Origin of the sequence: Pseudomonas sp. ADAK18 (assembly GCF_012935695.1) — a bacterium.
GTDB lineage: Bacteria > Pseudomonadota > Gammaproteobacteria > Pseudomonadales > Pseudomonadaceae > Aquipseudomonas.
Map to the genome: position 1 here is coordinate 6,121,314 of NZ_CP052859.1, position 13,876 is coordinate 6,135,189.

The 13,876-nt window shown below is 60.3% G+C and carries 16 protein-coding genes; 3 read left to right on the plus strand and 13 right to left on the minus strand.

Translation table 11 applies throughout. The annotated features are described in order from the left end of the window. Positions 1-92 precede the first annotated feature (92 nt). The 10 genes from HKK55_RS27640 to ubiE form a co-directional block, all read right to left on the minus strand. Positions 93-2,009 (minus strand): methyl-accepting chemotaxis protein, encoded by a 1,917-nt coding sequence (locus tag HKK55_RS27640; protein WP_169357482.1) that lies wholly within the window; start codon positions 2,007-2,009, stop codon positions 93-95. Between the two features lie 179 nt (positions 2,010-2,188). Further along, on the minus strand, positions 2,189-2,896 hold the full coding sequence (locus tag HKK55_RS27645) for a 16S rRNA (uracil(1498)-N(3))-methyltransferase (protein ID WP_169357483.1): 708 nt from the start codon (positions 2,894-2,896) through the stop codon (positions 2,189-2,191). Beyond that, entirely contained in the window at positions 2,893-3,684 is a 792-nt protein-coding gene (gene tatC, locus HKK55_RS27650) for a twin-arginine translocase subunit TatC (protein ID WP_169357484.1), read from the minus strand. Before tatC ends, HKK55_RS27645 begins: the two co-directional genes overlap by 4 nt. Further along, positions 3,681-4,118 carry a Sec-independent protein translocase protein TatB gene (gene tatB, locus HKK55_RS27655; protein WP_169357485.1) on the minus strand — a complete coding sequence of 146 codons (438 nt, stop codon included), beginning with the start codon at positions 4,116-4,118 and terminating at the stop codon, positions 3,681-3,683. The genes tatC and tatB overlap by 4 nt, the downstream gene beginning before the upstream one ends. A gap of 10 nt (positions 4,119-4,128) precedes the next feature. Continuing rightward, positions 4,129-4,407 carry a twin-arginine translocase TatA/TatE family subunit gene (locus tag HKK55_RS27660; RefSeq protein WP_169357486.1) on the minus strand — a complete coding sequence of 93 codons (279 nt, stop codon included), beginning with the start codon at positions 4,405-4,407 and terminating at the stop codon, positions 4,129-4,131. Between the two features lie 25 nt (positions 4,408-4,432). After that, on the minus strand, positions 4,433-4,765 hold the full coding sequence (locus tag HKK55_RS27665; protein ID WP_017478214.1) for a phosphoribosyl-ATP diphosphatase: 333 nt from the start codon (positions 4,763-4,765) through the stop codon (positions 4,433-4,435). A 2-nt stretch (positions 4,766-4,767) separates the two neighbouring features. Next, a complete protein-coding gene (hisI, locus tag HKK55_RS27670; protein WP_155582909.1) occupies positions 4,768-5,160 on the minus strand; it encodes a phosphoribosyl-AMP cyclohydrolase in 393 nt (130 codons plus the stop codon). Between the two features lie 64 nt (positions 5,161-5,224). Next, entirely contained in the window at positions 5,225-6,829 is a 1,605-nt protein-coding gene (ubiB, locus tag HKK55_RS27675; RefSeq protein WP_169357487.1) for a ubiquinone biosynthesis regulatory protein kinase UbiB, read from the minus strand. Next, complete coding sequence (locus HKK55_RS27680) at positions 6,826-7,449, minus strand: SCP2 domain-containing protein (RefSeq protein WP_169357488.1); 624 nt, start codon at positions 7,447-7,449, stop codon at positions 6,826-6,828. Before HKK55_RS27680 ends, ubiB begins: the two co-directional genes overlap by 4 nt. Next, positions 7,449-8,219, minus strand: a complete 771-nt coding sequence (gene ubiE / locus HKK55_RS27685) for a bifunctional demethylmenaquinone methyltransferase/2-methoxy-6-polyprenyl-1,4-benzoquinol methylase UbiE (RefSeq protein ID WP_003209306.1) — start codon at positions 8,217-8,219, stop codon at positions 7,449-7,451. Before ubiE ends, HKK55_RS27680 begins: the two co-directional genes overlap by 1 nt. 144 nt (positions 8,220-8,363) lie before the next feature. Between ubiE and HKK55_RS27690 the strand changes: the two genes are divergently transcribed. The 3 genes from HKK55_RS27690 to HKK55_RS27700 all read left to right on the plus strand — a co-directional run bounded on the left by HKK55_RS27690 (position 8,364) and on the right by HKK55_RS27700 (position 10,217). Beyond that, entirely contained in the window at positions 8,364-8,639 is a 276-nt protein-coding gene (locus tag HKK55_RS27690) for a polyhydroxyalkanoic acid system family protein (RefSeq protein ID WP_155582906.1), read from the plus strand. A 105-nt stretch (positions 8,640-8,744) separates the two neighbouring features. Then, a complete protein-coding gene (locus HKK55_RS27695; RefSeq protein WP_169357489.1) occupies positions 8,745-9,167 on the plus strand; it encodes a phasin family protein in 423 nt (140 codons plus the stop codon). Between the two features lie 12 nt (positions 9,168-9,179). Continuing rightward, positions 9,180-10,217 (plus strand): phasin family protein, encoded by a 1,038-nt coding sequence (locus HKK55_RS27700; protein WP_169357490.1) that lies wholly within the window; start codon positions 9,180-9,182, stop codon positions 10,215-10,217. 85 nt (positions 10,218-10,302) lie between these two features. On the opposite strand, the gene HKK55_RS27705 is transcribed toward HKK55_RS27700, so the two are convergent. From HKK55_RS27705 to phaZ, 3 genes are all read right to left on the minus strand, one after another. Beyond that, positions 10,303-10,923 (minus strand): TetR/AcrR family transcriptional regulator, encoded by a 621-nt coding sequence (locus HKK55_RS27705; RefSeq protein WP_169357491.1) that lies wholly within the window; start codon positions 10,921-10,923, stop codon positions 10,303-10,305. Positions 10,924-10,956: 33 nt separating this feature from the next. After that, entirely contained in the window at positions 10,957-12,639 is a 1,683-nt protein-coding gene (phaC, locus tag HKK55_RS27710) for a class II poly(R)-hydroxyalkanoic acid synthase (RefSeq protein WP_169357492.1), read from the minus strand. Positions 12,640-12,883: 244 nt separating this feature from the next. After that, entirely contained in the window at positions 12,884-13,729 is an 846-nt protein-coding gene (gene phaZ / locus HKK55_RS27715; protein ID WP_169357493.1) for a poly(3-hydroxyalkanoate) depolymerase, read from the minus strand. Between the last annotated feature and the right edge of the window lie 147 nt (positions 13,730-13,876).

The following is a 13,876-nucleotide window of genomic DNA, read 5'->3' on the forward strand; positions in this document are numbered from 1 at the left end:
CTATTCGGCGCGAGGTGTGTAATCCACGACCTGAAAAACGTGTAGGAAACTTCACAAGTTGTCAGGGCGGCCATGTTGGCCGCCGCAACGGTTCAGGTCCTGAAGCGGCCCACGAGGGTTTGCAGGTAGATCCCCAGCCGAGCCAGTTCGGCGCTGGAAGCGGCGGTTTCTTCGCTGGCGGCGGAGGTCTGTTCGGAAACATCGCGCACGTTCAGCACGCTGCGGTTGATCTCTTCGGCCACGGCGCTTTGTTGCTCGGCGGCGGTAGCAATTTGTTGGTTCATTGCCTGGATAGCCGAGACTGTGCGGGTGATATTTTTCAAGGCGCTACCGGCTCGGCGAGTCAGTTCGACACTGCTGTCGGTGAGGCCGCGACTGTTGTCCATGACGGTCGACACCTGCAGGGTGCCGGCTTGCAGGCCGATAATCAGCTCTTCGATTTCTTCGGTGGACTTCTGCGTGCGCTGGGCCAGGCTACGCACCTCGTCGGCGACCACCGCAAAGCCACGTCCGGCTTCCCCGGCACGGGCGGCTTCGATGGCCGCGTTGAGGGCCAGCAGGTTGGTTTGCTGAGCCACCGACTTGATCACGTCCAGCACGCTGCCGATCTTGTCGCTTTCACGCTTGAGATGGCCCATGGCTTCGGTGGAGTTGCCCACTTCGCTGGCCAACCGTTCGATCTGTGCGATGGCTTCGCCGACCACCTTGTCGCCTTCACGAGCCTGCTGGTCAGCGGCGACGGCGGCCTCGGATGCCTCTTCAGCATTGCGCGCGACTTCCTGCACCGTGGCGGCCATTTCGTTCATGGCGGTGGCGACCTGATCGGTCTCGACTTTCTGGCTGTTGACCCCCGCGCTGGTCTGTTCGGTGACCGCCGACAGTTGTTCGGCAGCGCTGGCGATCTGGGTGACGCCATCACTGATGCCGCCAATCAATTCCCGCAGGCCCACGGTCATGCTTTGCATGGCCCGCTGCAGTTGGCCCAGCTCATCACGGCGCAGGGAGGTCAGGTTGTGGCTCAGGTCGCCAGAGGCCACACGCTCGGCGACTTTGAGGGTCTGGTTCAGCGGAATGACGATCTGCCGGGTGATCGCCCATGCCGCCACTATGCCGAAGACCAGCGCGAGGGCGGTGGCCAGCAGCAACAGGTTCTTGGCGTGTGCCGTGTCGGTGTCGCGGACCACGGTTTGCGAGATCGTGAGCTTTTTGCTGTGGTCCAGCAGGACGTCGCCTTGTTCGGCCATGATTTTCATCGCCGCCGCACTGGCTACCTGGGAATCTCGGTACTGACTGACAGCAGCGCGGTAGGCTTGCAGCGATACGCTGGCCTGTTGCAGGTTGGCCTGATATTGCTCCGGCAATTGGCCGTTAAGGCTGGTGATTTTCTTCAGGGCGTTGTCGATAGCGTCCAGGGCCGGCTGTTCTGCCTCAACCTTGGCACTGTAGGTGTAACCGCGCACTTGGAAGCGTGCCTGCTGGATCAGCTTGCTCAGGTCGACTACGTTGTTGAATTGACTGACGCTGTCGCCTTGCAGCAGCGACTTCTCGACTTCACCGACCTTGAGTACCGCGTTGTCGGCCGTATCACCGAGCTTGCTGCGGGCGTCTTCGCGATTGGCACCCGCCTGGGTCATGGCGGTAAATGCGCGCTTGTATTGCTCAACAGCAGCTAATTGCTCATCGATCAGGGCGATATCGGCCAGTTGTTCGATCAGGCTGCGAGCAGTTTTCAGGCCGGTGTCCAATTGGCCCAGCAGGTCGTTGACTGCCGCCGGACCCTGTTCGCCACGGCGCATTTCATAGTCCAAGCGCGCCAGGCGTAATTCCTGGGTCAGCTCATTGAGGCTGGAGATAAAGCCCAGCTTGTCACCGCGGCTGATCACGCCGCCAAGGCCGGTCCAGCCGGTGAAGCTGATCAACAAGGTCAATATCAACACCAGGCCAAAGCCTATGCCCAGCTTGCGATTGACACTCACATTCCCCAGATTCTCGGCTAACCAACGATACATGCTGCGAACTCCCTTTGAACAAGGCTTGGACTTATTCAAGGGCTATCGGCAGGGGCGCGGGATTCTGTAGGCGCTAAAGATTCTGTGGCGAGCGGGCTTGCCCGCGTTGGGCTGCGAAGCAGGCCCTCAAGTGGTTGAGGTATTTCAGGCAGGAAGGGGGATTATTGTCCCTGTGGTTGTCAGAACAGGCGGGCGAGCAGGGCTGTAACGGCGGTCTCGACTCGCAGGATTCGTGCACCTAGTTGCACCGGCTGCAAACCGGCCTTGGCCAGCAGGTCCACCTCGTAGGGGATCCAGCCGCCTTCCGGGCCGATGGCCAGGGTCACAGGCTCATCCAGGCCACGCGGGCAGGAAGGGTAGTCGCCAGGGTGGCCGATCAGGCCGAGCGTGCCGTGGGCCAGGGAGGGCAAACGATCTTCAACAAAGGGCTTGAAGCGCTTTTCGATGATGATCTCGGGCAGTACGGTGTCCCGGGCTTGTTCCAGGCCAAGAATCAACTGCTCGCGAACCGCTTCGGGCTCCAGGAACGGCGTCTGCCAGAAGCTCTTTTCCACCCGATAGCTATTGACCAGCACTACCCGTGGCACGCCCATGGAGGCCACGGTTTGCAGGACGCGACGGAGCATTTTCGGGCGGGGCAGGGCCAGCAGCAGGGTCAGTGGCAGTTTTGCCGGTGGCGGCTGATCGAGGCTGACCCGCAGCTCCGCTTCATGGGCTTCCAGGCGCAGCAACTCAGCGTTGCCCATCAACCCGCCAATTCGTCCGACTCGCAGGCTGTCGCCTACTACCGCACGATGAACTTCCTGCATATGCACCAGGCGCCGATCGCGCAGGATCACCCGGTCGGCCGCGATAAAGTCGGCCTCCTCAAGCAGCAGCAGGTTCACGGCTGAGTCGCTGGCGGCTGGTCGTCGTCGGCGGGCTGGTCATCCGGATGCTCGCCGCGCTTGCTCACCAGGCTGCCAAACAGGATGCCAATTTCGAACAGCATCCACATTGGTACGGCCAGCAAGGTCTGGGAGAAGATGTCCGGCGGAGTCAGGATCATGCCGACCACGAAGCAGCCGATGATCACGTACGGGCGGATCTTGCGCAGGTATTTGACGTCGACCACGCCGATCCACACCAACAGCACCACAGCCACCGGAATCTCGAAGGCCACGCCAAAGGCGAAGAACAACGTCATCACGAAGTCGAGGTAGCTGGTGATGTCGGTCATCATCTCCACGCCGGCCGGGGTGGCGGCGGCGAAGAACTTGAAGATCAGCGGGAACACCAGGAAATAGGCGAAGGCCATCCCGGTGTAGAACAGCAGGATGCTGGAGACCAACAGCGGCACCGCAATACGCTTCTCATGCTTGTACAGGCCCGGGGCGATAAAACCCCAGATCTGATGCAAGATCACCGGGATCGCCAGGAACAGCGACACCATCATCGTCAGCTTCAACGGCGTGAGGAACGGTGACGACACATCGGTGGCGATCATCGTCGCGCCGACCGGCAGGTAGTCGCGCAGCGGCGTGGAGACGAAGGTGTAGATCTGCTGGGTGAAGGCAAACAACCCGGCAAAGATCACGAAGATTGCCGCAACACACCGCAGCAGGCGGGTGCGCAACTCGGTGAGGTGCGAGACCAGCGGCATGTGCTGGTCGTTTTCCGGTTTATCAGCGCTCATGGGGCTCGCGGCGGCAATGTAGGGTCGTGGGGAGCGGGCGCTGTTGCGGGCGCCGGCGCGGGTTCTGTCGGGGCTGCGGGTGCAGGCTCTGTGGCGTGCACGGGTTCGACAAGCGGTGTTGGCGTTGGCGCAACGGGTGGGGCAATGGAGTGCTCGGCCACGGGTTCGACCGGCTTGGGCGTTTCCTGCACCGGAGAGAGAATCTTCCGTGCCTCCTGTTCCAACGACAGAATGTGCTCGTTGTGCAGTTGCCGGCGAATCTCGTCGGCACCGATTTCCCGTTCAACTTCCTGTTTGATGGCGTTGAAACTGCGTTTCAGGCGCCCGATCCACAGGCCAGCCGTGCGCGCGGCACCGGGCAGGCGTTCCGGCCCCAGTACCAACAGGGCAACGAGGCCGACGAGCAGCAGTTCAGAGAAGCTGATACCAAACATTAGTCAGTGCTCACGAGTCTTTGCGGGTCGGCTCTTGGACTTTCTCGGCCTGCACGTCGAAGGTGCGACGCTCGGTGATCGGCTGGGCGGCCTGGGGGTGGACAGGCTGCGCCGGTGGCACCGGGTTGGCGGCAGGGTCGGCCGGCTTTTCTTCGTCGTTCATGGCCTTGCGAAAGCCCTTGATGGATTCGCCGACGTCAGTGCCCAGGTTCTTCAGCTTCTTGGTGCCGAACACCAATACAACCACTACCAGAATAACGATCCAGTGTTTCCAGTCAAAAATGCCCATGCTGCAATTCCTCTCTAAAGATTATTCAGGCGGACGGGCGCGAGGCCTTTTCGGCGTGCCCGGACAAGCCGAAGCGACGGTCCAGTTCATCAAGCACGGCCTGCGGATGCTGCCCCAGTTGGGCGAGCATCACTAGGCTGTGGAACCACAAATCGGCTGTTTCATAGATCACATCGCTGCAGTCGCCGCTGATTTGTGCGTCCTTGGCAGCAATAATAGTCTCGACGGATTCTTCGCCGAGCTTTTCCAGAATCTTGTTCAGGCCCTTGTGGTACAGGCTGGCGACATAGGAACTGTCGGCGGCCGCACCTTTGCGGTCTTCCAGCACCTGGGCCAGGCGGTTCAGGGTGTCAGTCATGTTCAGTGTCCTGCCGAATAGATTGCGTGCGGGTCTTTGAGCACGGGCTCGACGGTCTTCCACTCGCCGTTCTCGAACACGCGATAGAAGCAACTGTGACGGCCGGTGTGACAGGCGATACCGCCGATCTGCTCGACCTTGAGGATCACCACATCGGCATCGCAGTCGATGCGCATCTCGTGCAGGGTTTGCACGTGCCCGGACTCTTCGCCCTTGCGCCACAGTTTGCCACGCGAACGTGACCAGTAGATGGCACGGTTCTCGGCGGCGGTGAGGCTCAGGGCCTCGCGGTTCATCCAGGCCATCATCAGCACGCGCCCGGTCTTGTAGTCCTGGGCAATGGCCGGCACCAGGCCGTCACTGTCCCACTTGATCTCGTCCAGCCAGTCTTTCATGTTCGACTCCGACAACCGGGCCCTGTCAGCCTCGGCAATTTACGACAGTGTATAACCGGACGGGCTATCGGCGCACGATCAGATACACACCCACGGCGACCATGATTCCCGCCGGCCAGTGGCCCAACTCGTTCAGTGGTCCGCCTGCGGCCAGGATCGCGCCGCCGGTCAGGTGGGCGGCGCCCAGCAGGCGCAGGAACCAGTCGTCCCTGCGCTTGTGCCACGGCGGTGCCGGGTCCTTCGCGTGGGGCTGGGACATGCGCTCCAGCAGGTCACGGGTCATGTTGGCCAGGTGCGGCAGTTGCTCGACCTGGCTTTGCAGGTTGCCCAACAGGGTTTTCGGGCTGACCCGCTCGCGCATCCAGCGTTCGAGGAACGGCTGGGCGGTGTTCCACAAGTCCAGGTCCGGGTACAACTGACGGCCCAGGCCTTCGATGTTGAGCAGGGTTTTCTGCAACAGGACCAGCTGCGGCTGCACTTCCATATTGAAGCGCCGTGCGGTCTGGAACAGGCGCATCAATACCTGGCCGAAGGAAATATCTTTTAACGGTTTTTCAAAGATCGGCTCGCACACGGTGCGGATCGCCGCTTCGAACTCGTTGAGCTTGGTTTCAGCCGGCACCCAGCCCGAATCAATGTGCAACTGCGCCACGCGGCGGTAGTCACGCTTGAAGAAGGCGAACAGGTTGCGGGCCAGGTAATCCTGGTCTTCCGGCGTGAGGCCGCCGACGATCCCGCAGTCGATCGCAATGTACTGCGGGCTCCACGGGCTCACCGTACTGACGAAGATATTGCCGGGGTGCATGTCGGCGTGGAAGAAGCTGTCGCGGAACACCTGGGTGAAGAAGATCTCCACGCCGCGCTCGGCGAGCATTTTCATGTCGGTACGCTGGTCGGCCAGGGTCGCAAGGTCTGTAACCTGAACCCCATAGATACGCTCCATCACCAGTACTTTTGGCCGGCACCAGTCCCAGTAGACTTGAGGCACATACAGCAGCGGCGAGCCTTCGAAGTTACGCTTGAGCTGGCTGGCGTTGGCGGCTTCGCGCAGCAGGTCGAGTTCGTCGTAGATGGTTTTTTCGTAGTCGGCGACCACGTCCACCGGGTGCAGCAAGCGCGCATCGGCGGAGAAGCGTTCGGCGGCGCGGGCGAGGATGAACAACCACGCCAGGTCCTGGCCGATGATCGGCTTGAGGCCCGGGCGGATCACCTTGACCACCACTTCTTCGCCCGTCTTGAGCTGGGCGGCGTGAACCTGGGCCACTGAAGCCGAGGCCAGAGGCTCGATATCGAAGCGGCTGAAGACCTCGCTGATCTTCTTGCCCAGTTGTTCTTCGATCAGTTTGACCGACTGTTGCGAATCGAACGGCGGTACGCGGTCCTGCAACAGCATCAGTTCGTCGGCGATGTCTTCGGGCAATAGGTCGCGTCGGGTGGACAGGATCTGCCCGAACTTGATGAAGATCGGCCCAAGGTCCTGCAACGCCAGGCGCAGGCGGGCACCACGGCTCAGCTCCAGGGTCTTGCGCGGGAACCAGCGCCACGGCAGTACGTAGCGCACCGCCAGCAAAAACCACGGCAGCGGCAGGGCGAACAGCAGGTCATCAAGGCGGTAGCGGATTACGACGCGCTGGATACGAAACAAACGGCGGACGGCAAGCAGCTTCATGCTTTATCGCTTGAATCAAGGGATTGGCTCAGGCGCTCGAAGCGCGCCTCCAGCCGTTCCAGGTCGAGTTTGGCCTGGTCGAGTTCACGAAAGCGCGCTTCGGCCTCCCGTTGTCCGACCAGGGTGCGCGATTCTTCGCTCAGGTATTCGGCCAGGTTCTGGTTCAGGCTGGCGAAGCCTTGCTGGTACCAGCGGGTGCGGCTACGCAGGTGGCCACTGATCAGTTGCGTGGCGACCGGGCCGAGCCAGCGGGACAGTTCGTATTCCCAGTCCAGTTCCAGGTCTTGCAGTACGGCGGCCAGGTCCATCAGCACCGTACTGTCACCTTCCAGTATGACGTCCGGGCCGTGAAGGATCGCCGTTTTGTCGCGGCTTAACGCCAGACGCAACAGGTTGGACGCGGACGCGCGCAGGGTACAGTCGGCATCGGCGGCCCATTGGGTCGCCAGCAGCAGGCCTTCATCGCTGGGCAGGATAAACAGCTGCAAGGCAGGGCTGGTGCAGTCGACGGCGATGACCTTGCCGTTCAAGTGTGCCAGCCGCGCCAGGGCGGTACTGTCCAGGCGCAGAACACGGTTGAGGCCGTGTTCAACGCTGGCGAGCAGGCCTGCGAACAGCATCAGGGCTTGATGCCGCGGTGCAGGGCGACGATGCCTGACGTCATGTTGTGGTAGGTCACGCGGTCGAAGCCGGCCTCTACCATCATCGACTTCAGGGTTTCTTGGTTCGGGTGCATGCGGATCGATTCGGCCAGGTAACGATAGCTTTCGGCGTCATTGGTGATCAGCTTGCCCATCAGCGGCATGAAAGCGAACGAGTAGGTGTCGTAGACCTTGGACATCAGCGCGTTGGTCGGCTTGGAAAACTCCAGCACCAACAGGCGACCGCCGGGCTTGAGCACCCGCAGCATGGAGCGCAGGGCGTCTTCCTTGTGGGTCACGTTGCGCAGGCCGAAGGCGATGGTCACGCAGTCGAAGTGGTTGTCCGGGAACGGCAGCTTTTCAGCGTCGGCCTGGACGAACTCAATGTTGCCGGCCACGCCTTTGTCCAGCAGGCGGTCGCGACCGACCTTGAGCATCGAGCCGTTGATGTCGGCCAGTACCACTTGGCCGGTAGGGCCGACCAGTTTCGAGAACTTGGCCGCCAGATCGCCCGTGCCGCCGGCGATATCCAACACGCGGTTGCCGGTGCGTACGCCGGACAGCTCGATGGTGAAGCGCTTCCACAGGCGGTGCATGCCGCCGGACAGCACGTCATTCATCAGGTCGTACTTGGCGGCCACCGAGTGGAACACCTCAGCGACTTTTTCCGCTTTCTGGCTTTCCGGGACGTTCTTGAAGCCGAAGTGAGTGGTGGGTTCGGCATCGCTGCCTTTGCGCTGATCAGTCATATCGCTGTCACCAAAAGAGAATGCGGGACATTCTAATCCCCAAGGCATGCTTTGTCTTGGCAACGGTGAAGGTAAGATAGGCCATCACCGAGACCTTTTGCCGCATGGAAGGTTTTCAAGTCTCTATAAAGAGGAGTCATTGCAATGGCCCGTATACACGTTGAGCGTGCCCACACTCTTGGTAAAGAAGCTGCCCGGGCCAAGGCCGACAAGTTGGCGCAAAAACTCAAAGATCAATATGGTCTGGAGCCTTCGTGGTCCGGCGACACGTTGAACCTTAAGCGCTCGGGGGTAAAAGGTACCCTGAAAGTGGCTGAAGACTCTCTGCGTATCGACGTTGAACTGGGCCTGTTGATGTCGGCCATGAGTGGCAGCATCAAGTCCGAAATCGAGAAGGCTTTGGATAAGGCCCTGGCGTGATATCGACCTTCTTAGGGTGCCGTTTCTAATTTTTCTGCCTACTTTGTGCATGAGCCCTCAACTCCTGTGGGCAGTTCCTCCACCCTTTTATGCGTGAGGTGCACCATGGCCAAAGTTATTTTGAAGAAAAAAATTGCTGCTTCGACTAACGCCTTCAGCGACGTTAAAACCTATGCCCGCAAGATCTGGCTGGCGGGTCTTGGGGCATATGCCAAGGTTGGAAGTGAGGGTGGCGAGTACTTCAAAGAACTCGTAAAGACTGGTCAACATGTTGAAAGTAAAGGCAAAAAAGTTGTGATTGAACAACTTGATGCTGCCAACAGTCAGATTGATCAAGTCAAGAGCAATGTCTCCAGCGTCAAAGGTCGCGTCGAAGTGCAACTGGATAAAGTCGAGAAGGCTTTTGATACTCGTGTTGCAAGTGCCTTGAATCGGATCGGCATTCCGTCTAAACATGACGTGGAGACACTCTCTGCTAAGCTCGATGAGCTGACGGCATTGCTCGAACGTGTCGCGCGTAAACATTAAGGAGACAACGGGATGGCTGTTCAAAAGAAAACTCAGAAAGAAGGCAGCTCGTGGATCGGGGAAGTTGAAAAATACTCCCGCAAGATCTGGCTTGCTGGTTTAGGCGTGTACTCGAAGGTCAGCAGTGACGGCGGTAAATACTTCGAGACTTTGGTTAAAGACGGCGAGAAAGCCGAGAAGTTGACCAAGACCACTGTCGGTAAACAAGTAGATGCAGCGAAAGGTTCTGCCAAGTCCCGCCTCGGTGCTGTAAAAGACCAGGCACTGGGCAAGTGGGATGAACTGGAAGGGGTTTTCGACAAGCGTCTGAACAGTGCCATTTCGCGACTGGGTGTCCCTAGCCGCAATGAAGTGAAGGCGCTGCACAGCAAGGTTGATACGCTGACCAAGCAAATCGAAAAACTGACCGGCGCTAAAGTGGCACCAGTGGCGGCGAAAACCGCAGCAGCAAAACCGGCTGCCAAGCCTGCTGCGAAAACGGCTGCTGCCAAACCTGCTGCGAAAAGCGCTGCCAAGCCACTGGTCAAGGCCGCTGCTAAACCAGCAGCCAAAAAACCAGCAGCCAAGGCGCCTGCAAAACCTGCCGCAAAAGCTGCTGCCAAGCCTGCCGCCAAACCGGCAGCGAAAACTGCAGCCGCTAAACCCGCCGCCAAGCCAGCAGCCAAGCCAGTCGCGGCCAAGGCAGCAGCAAAACCTGCGGCCAAGCCGGCTGCAAAACCCGCTGCAAAACCCGCCGCCAAACCTGCGGCGAAAACCGCAGCTGCCAAACCTGCTGCAGCCAAGCCAGCTGCCAAGTCGGCCGCTGCGAAACCTGCGGCAAAACCGGTTGCGGCCAAACCCGCCGCCAAACCTGCGGCTGCCAAGCCGGCTGCAAAGCCTGTCGCGGCAAAGAAACCTGTCGTAGCCAAGAAGCCAGCAGCACCCAAGCCAGCCGTTGCGGCCAAGCCTGCAACCCCGGTTCCATCGACCAATTCGGTCTCTGCGCCGACACACTCCACCGCTACCCCGACTGCAACGCCGGCAACCCCGACGCCTTCCAGTCAGTCCTGATTTCACGGGACATACAAAAACGCCCGGCCTGTGAAGGTCGGGCGTTTTTGTGGATGCGGTCCACGGCACCGCCGCTCCCACATTTTTATTGCGCGTCATCCAAATAGCGCAGCGCGAACCTTTCCGTTGCCTGTCGCGCCGGCATCAACAGGTGCGGTGCCACCAGCATCATGATCTGGTACACCACCACGCGCACCTCACCTTCACGGTCGAGAATCCGCTGGTAGTCCAGGGAAAACAGCAGGGTCATGGTGATTTGCTCCACCAGTTGCCCCAACGCCTGGGTATCACTGACGAGCTGCCCTTCGGTCTTGAGCCGCGCCAGCAACGAGGCAAGCGTGCGCTTCAGTGCCGTCAGAAGATGACGAATGCCTTTGGCCAGTTTCGGCAAGCGCCCTGCCAGATTCGAAAGGTCCTGGAACAGGAACCGATAGTGCGCCATGCGCTCGACGATCAGGTGCAGGAACAGCCAGTAATCCTCAGCCGCCAGTTGCACATCCGCCGGCGGATCAAGCAACGGCGCCAGTTCACCTTGAAAACGCTCGAACAGCCCAAGCACCAGCGGCTCCTTGCCATGGAAGTGGTAGTAGAGGTTGCCTGGGCTGATCCCCATTTCATTGGCCACCTCCATGGTCGATACATTCGGTTCGCCCTTGTGGTTGAACAACTGCAGGGCACATTCAAGGATACGGTCGCGGGTTTTCATCCAGTCTTCTTAGGTGATCGGTGAACCAAGGCGTCAGCGCACCCGCACATAAGTGCCGGGCGCCGCTTCCATCGGTGGGTAATTCTGGTTGCCCAGGGCGGTCAGGGTTTCGTGCTGCACGCCGGAGCGCTGCTGGATCCACGCAAGCCATTGCGGCCACCAACTGCCCTCGATGTGGCTGGCGTCGTAGTACCAGGCGCGCGGGTCGCTGCTCAGCCTGGGGTTCTCGACGAAGTTGGCCTTGGGGTTGCCCGGCGGATTGAGGATGCTCTGGATATGCCCGCTGTTGGACAGCACGAAGCGCTTGTCGCCGCCCAGCAGCAAGGTCGAACGGTAGACCGCATCCCACGGTGTGATGTGGTCGTTGATCCCGGCCACGCTGAAGCTGTCCACCGTGACCTTCTGCAGGTCGATGGGCGTGCCGCACACTTCCAGGCCACCGGGATGGCTCAGCGGGTTGTGCTTGAAGAAGTCCAGCAGGTCGCCATGCAGCGCGGCCGGCAGGCGTGTGTTGTCGTTGTTCCAGTACAGAATGTCGAAGGCCGGCGGTTCCTTGCCCAGCAGGTAATTGTTGATCCAGTAGTTCCAGATCAGGTCATTGGGGCGCATCCAGGCAAACACCTTGGCCATGTCCCGGCCGTCCAGCACTCCTTGCTGGTAGGAGCGACGCTTGGCGGCTTCCAGGGTCTGTTCGTCGGCGAACAGCGTGGCCGGGCTTTCGATCTGGCTGTCCAGCAGGCTCACCAGATAACTGGCACTGGAGATCCGCCGCAGCTGGCGCTTAGCTTGCAGGTGGCCTTGCAGCGCGGCGATGGTCAGGCCGCCGGCGCAGGCGCCCATCAGGTTGACCTCGCGGGCGCCGGTGATCGCCCGGCAGACATTCAATGCTTCTTCCAGGGCGGCGACGTAGGTGGAGAGGCCCCATTCGCGGTGGCGCACGTCCGGGTTGCGCCAACTGACCATAAACACCTGCAGGCCGTTTTTCAGCGCGTATTGGACGAAGCTGTTGGCCGGGCTCAGGTCGAAAATGTAGTACTTGTTGATTTGCGGCGGCACTACCAGCAGCGGCTTGGCGTACTGTTTTTCGCTCATGGGCTTGTACTGGATCAGCTCCAGCAATTCGCTGCGAAACACCACCGAGCCGGGCGTTGTGGCCACCGTTTTGCCGACTTCAAAGGCCTGCTTGGTGACTTGGCGCGGCAACCCGTTGTTGTGCAACAGGTCGTCAAACAGGTTGCTGACGCCACGCACCACACTGTTGCCGCCGGAGTTGAGCAGCTCCTTGATCGCCAGCGGGTTGAGCAGGGTGTTGGACGGCGACACGGCATCGTTGAGCAGGGAAAAGGCAAAGTGCGCCCGTGCCCGATCGTCGGCGCTCAGGGCACTGTCGTCGATCCAGTGGCGAGTCTGTTTCTGCCAGCTCAAATAGGCTTGCAGGCTGCGCCGGTAGAAGGGGTTGAGTTTCCAGGTGGGGTCGGCGAAACGGCTGTCACGAGGGTTGGGCTCGTGTACGGTTTCACCCAGCAGTACGCGGCCTAACTGTCCGCTCAGGGCCATGGCATGCCGTGCGCTGTGCAGCGGGTTGCGCAGGCTGTGGGCCGCGACGTTGCGCAAGGTCGACAGCAAATCCCGGCCACGCAGGCCGGTGATTGCACTTTGTGCATTGATGAACGCGGCGGGGATGGGCACCGCGTCCTTCATGGGTTTGTCTCGCATGAGTCAACACTCCTTCGTCAAGCCATCAACAAGCACGCCAATTCAGAACCATAGTCGGTTCTGGCTAAGTTGCGCGGGCGGGGTCTTCCTGACCCTGTGCGCGTTCCCTGCACCTACCCGTCGTAGCAGCTGTCGAGCGCCAGCGAGGCTGCGTAGGGCACACCTACGGTGTATCTGAAAGAACACGGTTGCATTCAACGCAGCCTCGCTGGCGCTCGACAGCTGCTACGTACGGGAGCTTTTGCTACAAGGCCGGCTGCGGATGAATCACCGCCCGCAAACGCTCTTCCTGGAGAAACTTCATGATGATCGGCGCCACGGCTTCGGCCCGGGTAATCAGGAACAGATGGCCGTCGTCGATGATGTGCAGTTGGGCATTGGGAATGCGCCAGGCCAACATGCGCATGTTGACCAACGGGATCAGTGGGTCGTCGTCGCCCGCCAGCACCAGGGTCGGCTGCTTGATCTTGTGCAGCCAGTGGATGCTGGTCCAGCCCAGTCCTGCGAACAGTTGCCAGTAATAGCCCAACTTGCCGGCCGAACGTACTTTGCTCGCATGTTCGGCCGCCAGTTTTGAATCCCGACGGAACGAGCCCCCATAGATCATCGGTGCAATGCGCACCACATGGGAGGGTTGGATATAGCGTCGAGGGCTTGCCATCAGCCACAGCACCTTTGGCTTGCCGGGGACCATGAACGCCCCGGCTGCCGTCGCCGCGAGGATCAGCTTCTTGCAGCGTTCCGGATAGTCGTAGGCAAATTGCTGCGCCAGCGCTCCGCCCCAGGAAACCCCCACCGCATTGACCTGGCCATAGTCCAGGTAATCGAGCATGCGGGCGGTGAGTTTGGCCAGGCCGGGAAAGCGATAAGGACGACTGGGTGTAGACGAACCGCCAACACCCGGTACATCAAAGGCAATCACTTCCAGGTCCGGATCCAGTGCCTGGACGAACGGAAACACCAGCTCAAGGTTGGCGCCGATACCGTTGAAAATCAGCAGCGGCGTCAAGTGAGACTTGCCCGGGCGTACCGCCGTGCGGATGGTTTGGCCATCCAGGTCGATGGTACGGAAGATGAACGGTTGCGGCATGCTCAAGCCCTGTGAAATGGCGCGCTATTTCCCTGTCGAAACTCGGTCAATGTGGGAGCTGGCTTGCCTGCGATGGCGGTATGTCAGGCACACTCATGTTGTATGTGCCTATGTCATCGCAGGCAAGCCAGCTCCCACACTGACCTC

Excerpts from the sequence above, each read along its gene's own strand:
- HKK55_RS27640 (WP_169357482.1), bottom strand. The coding sequence starts at position 2,009 with ATGTATCGTTGGTTAGCCGAGAATCTGGGGAATGTGAGTGTCAATCGC.
- tatC (WP_169357484.1), bottom strand. The coding sequence starts at position 3,684 with ATGAGCGCTGATAAACCGGAAAACGACCAGCACATGCCGCTGGTCTCG.
- tatB (WP_169357485.1), bottom strand. The coding sequence starts at position 4,118 with ATGTTTGGTATCAGCTTCTCTGAACTGCTGCTCGTCGGCCTCGTTGCC.
- HKK55_RS27660 (WP_169357486.1), bottom strand. The coding sequence starts at position 4,407 with ATGGGCATTTTTGACTGGAAACACTGGATCGTTATTCTGGTAGTGGTT.
- HKK55_RS27665 (WP_017478214.1), bottom strand. The coding sequence starts at position 4,765 with ATGACTGACACCCTGAACCGCCTGGCCCAGGTGCTGGAAGACCGCAAA.
- hisI (WP_155582909.1), bottom strand. The coding sequence starts at position 5,160 with ATGAAAGACTGGCTGGACGAGATCAAGTGGGACAGTGACGGCCTGGTG.
- ubiB (WP_169357487.1), bottom strand. The coding sequence starts at position 6,829 with ATGAAGCTGCTTGCCGTCCGCCGTTTGTTTCGTATCCAGCGCGTCGTA.
- HKK55_RS27680 (WP_169357488.1), bottom strand. The coding sequence starts at position 7,449 with ATGCTGTTCGCAGGCCTGCTCGCCAGCGTTGAACACGGCCTCAACCGT.
- ubiE (WP_003209306.1), bottom strand. The coding sequence starts at position 8,219 with ATGACTGATCAGCGCAAAGGCAGCGATGCCGAACCCACCACTCACTTC.
- HKK55_RS27690 (WP_155582906.1), top strand. The coding sequence starts at position 8,364 with ATGGCCCGTATACACGTTGAGCGTGCCCACACTCTTGGTAAAGAAGCT.
- HKK55_RS27695 (WP_169357489.1), top strand. The coding sequence starts at position 8,745 with ATGGCCAAAGTTATTTTGAAGAAAAAAATTGCTGCTTCGACTAACGCC.
- HKK55_RS27700 (WP_169357490.1), top strand. The coding sequence starts at position 9,180 with ATGGCTGTTCAAAAGAAAACTCAGAAAGAAGGCAGCTCGTGGATCGGG.
- HKK55_RS27705 (WP_169357491.1), bottom strand. The coding sequence starts at position 10,923 with ATGAAAACCCGCGACCGTATCCTTGAATGTGCCCTGCAGTTGTTCAAC.
- phaC (WP_169357492.1), bottom strand. The coding sequence starts at position 12,639 with ATGCGAGACAAACCCATGAAGGACGCGGTGCCCATCCCCGCCGCGTTC.
- phaZ (WP_169357493.1), bottom strand. The coding sequence starts at position 13,729 with ATGCCGCAACCGTTCATCTTCCGTACCATCGACCTGGATGGCCAAACC.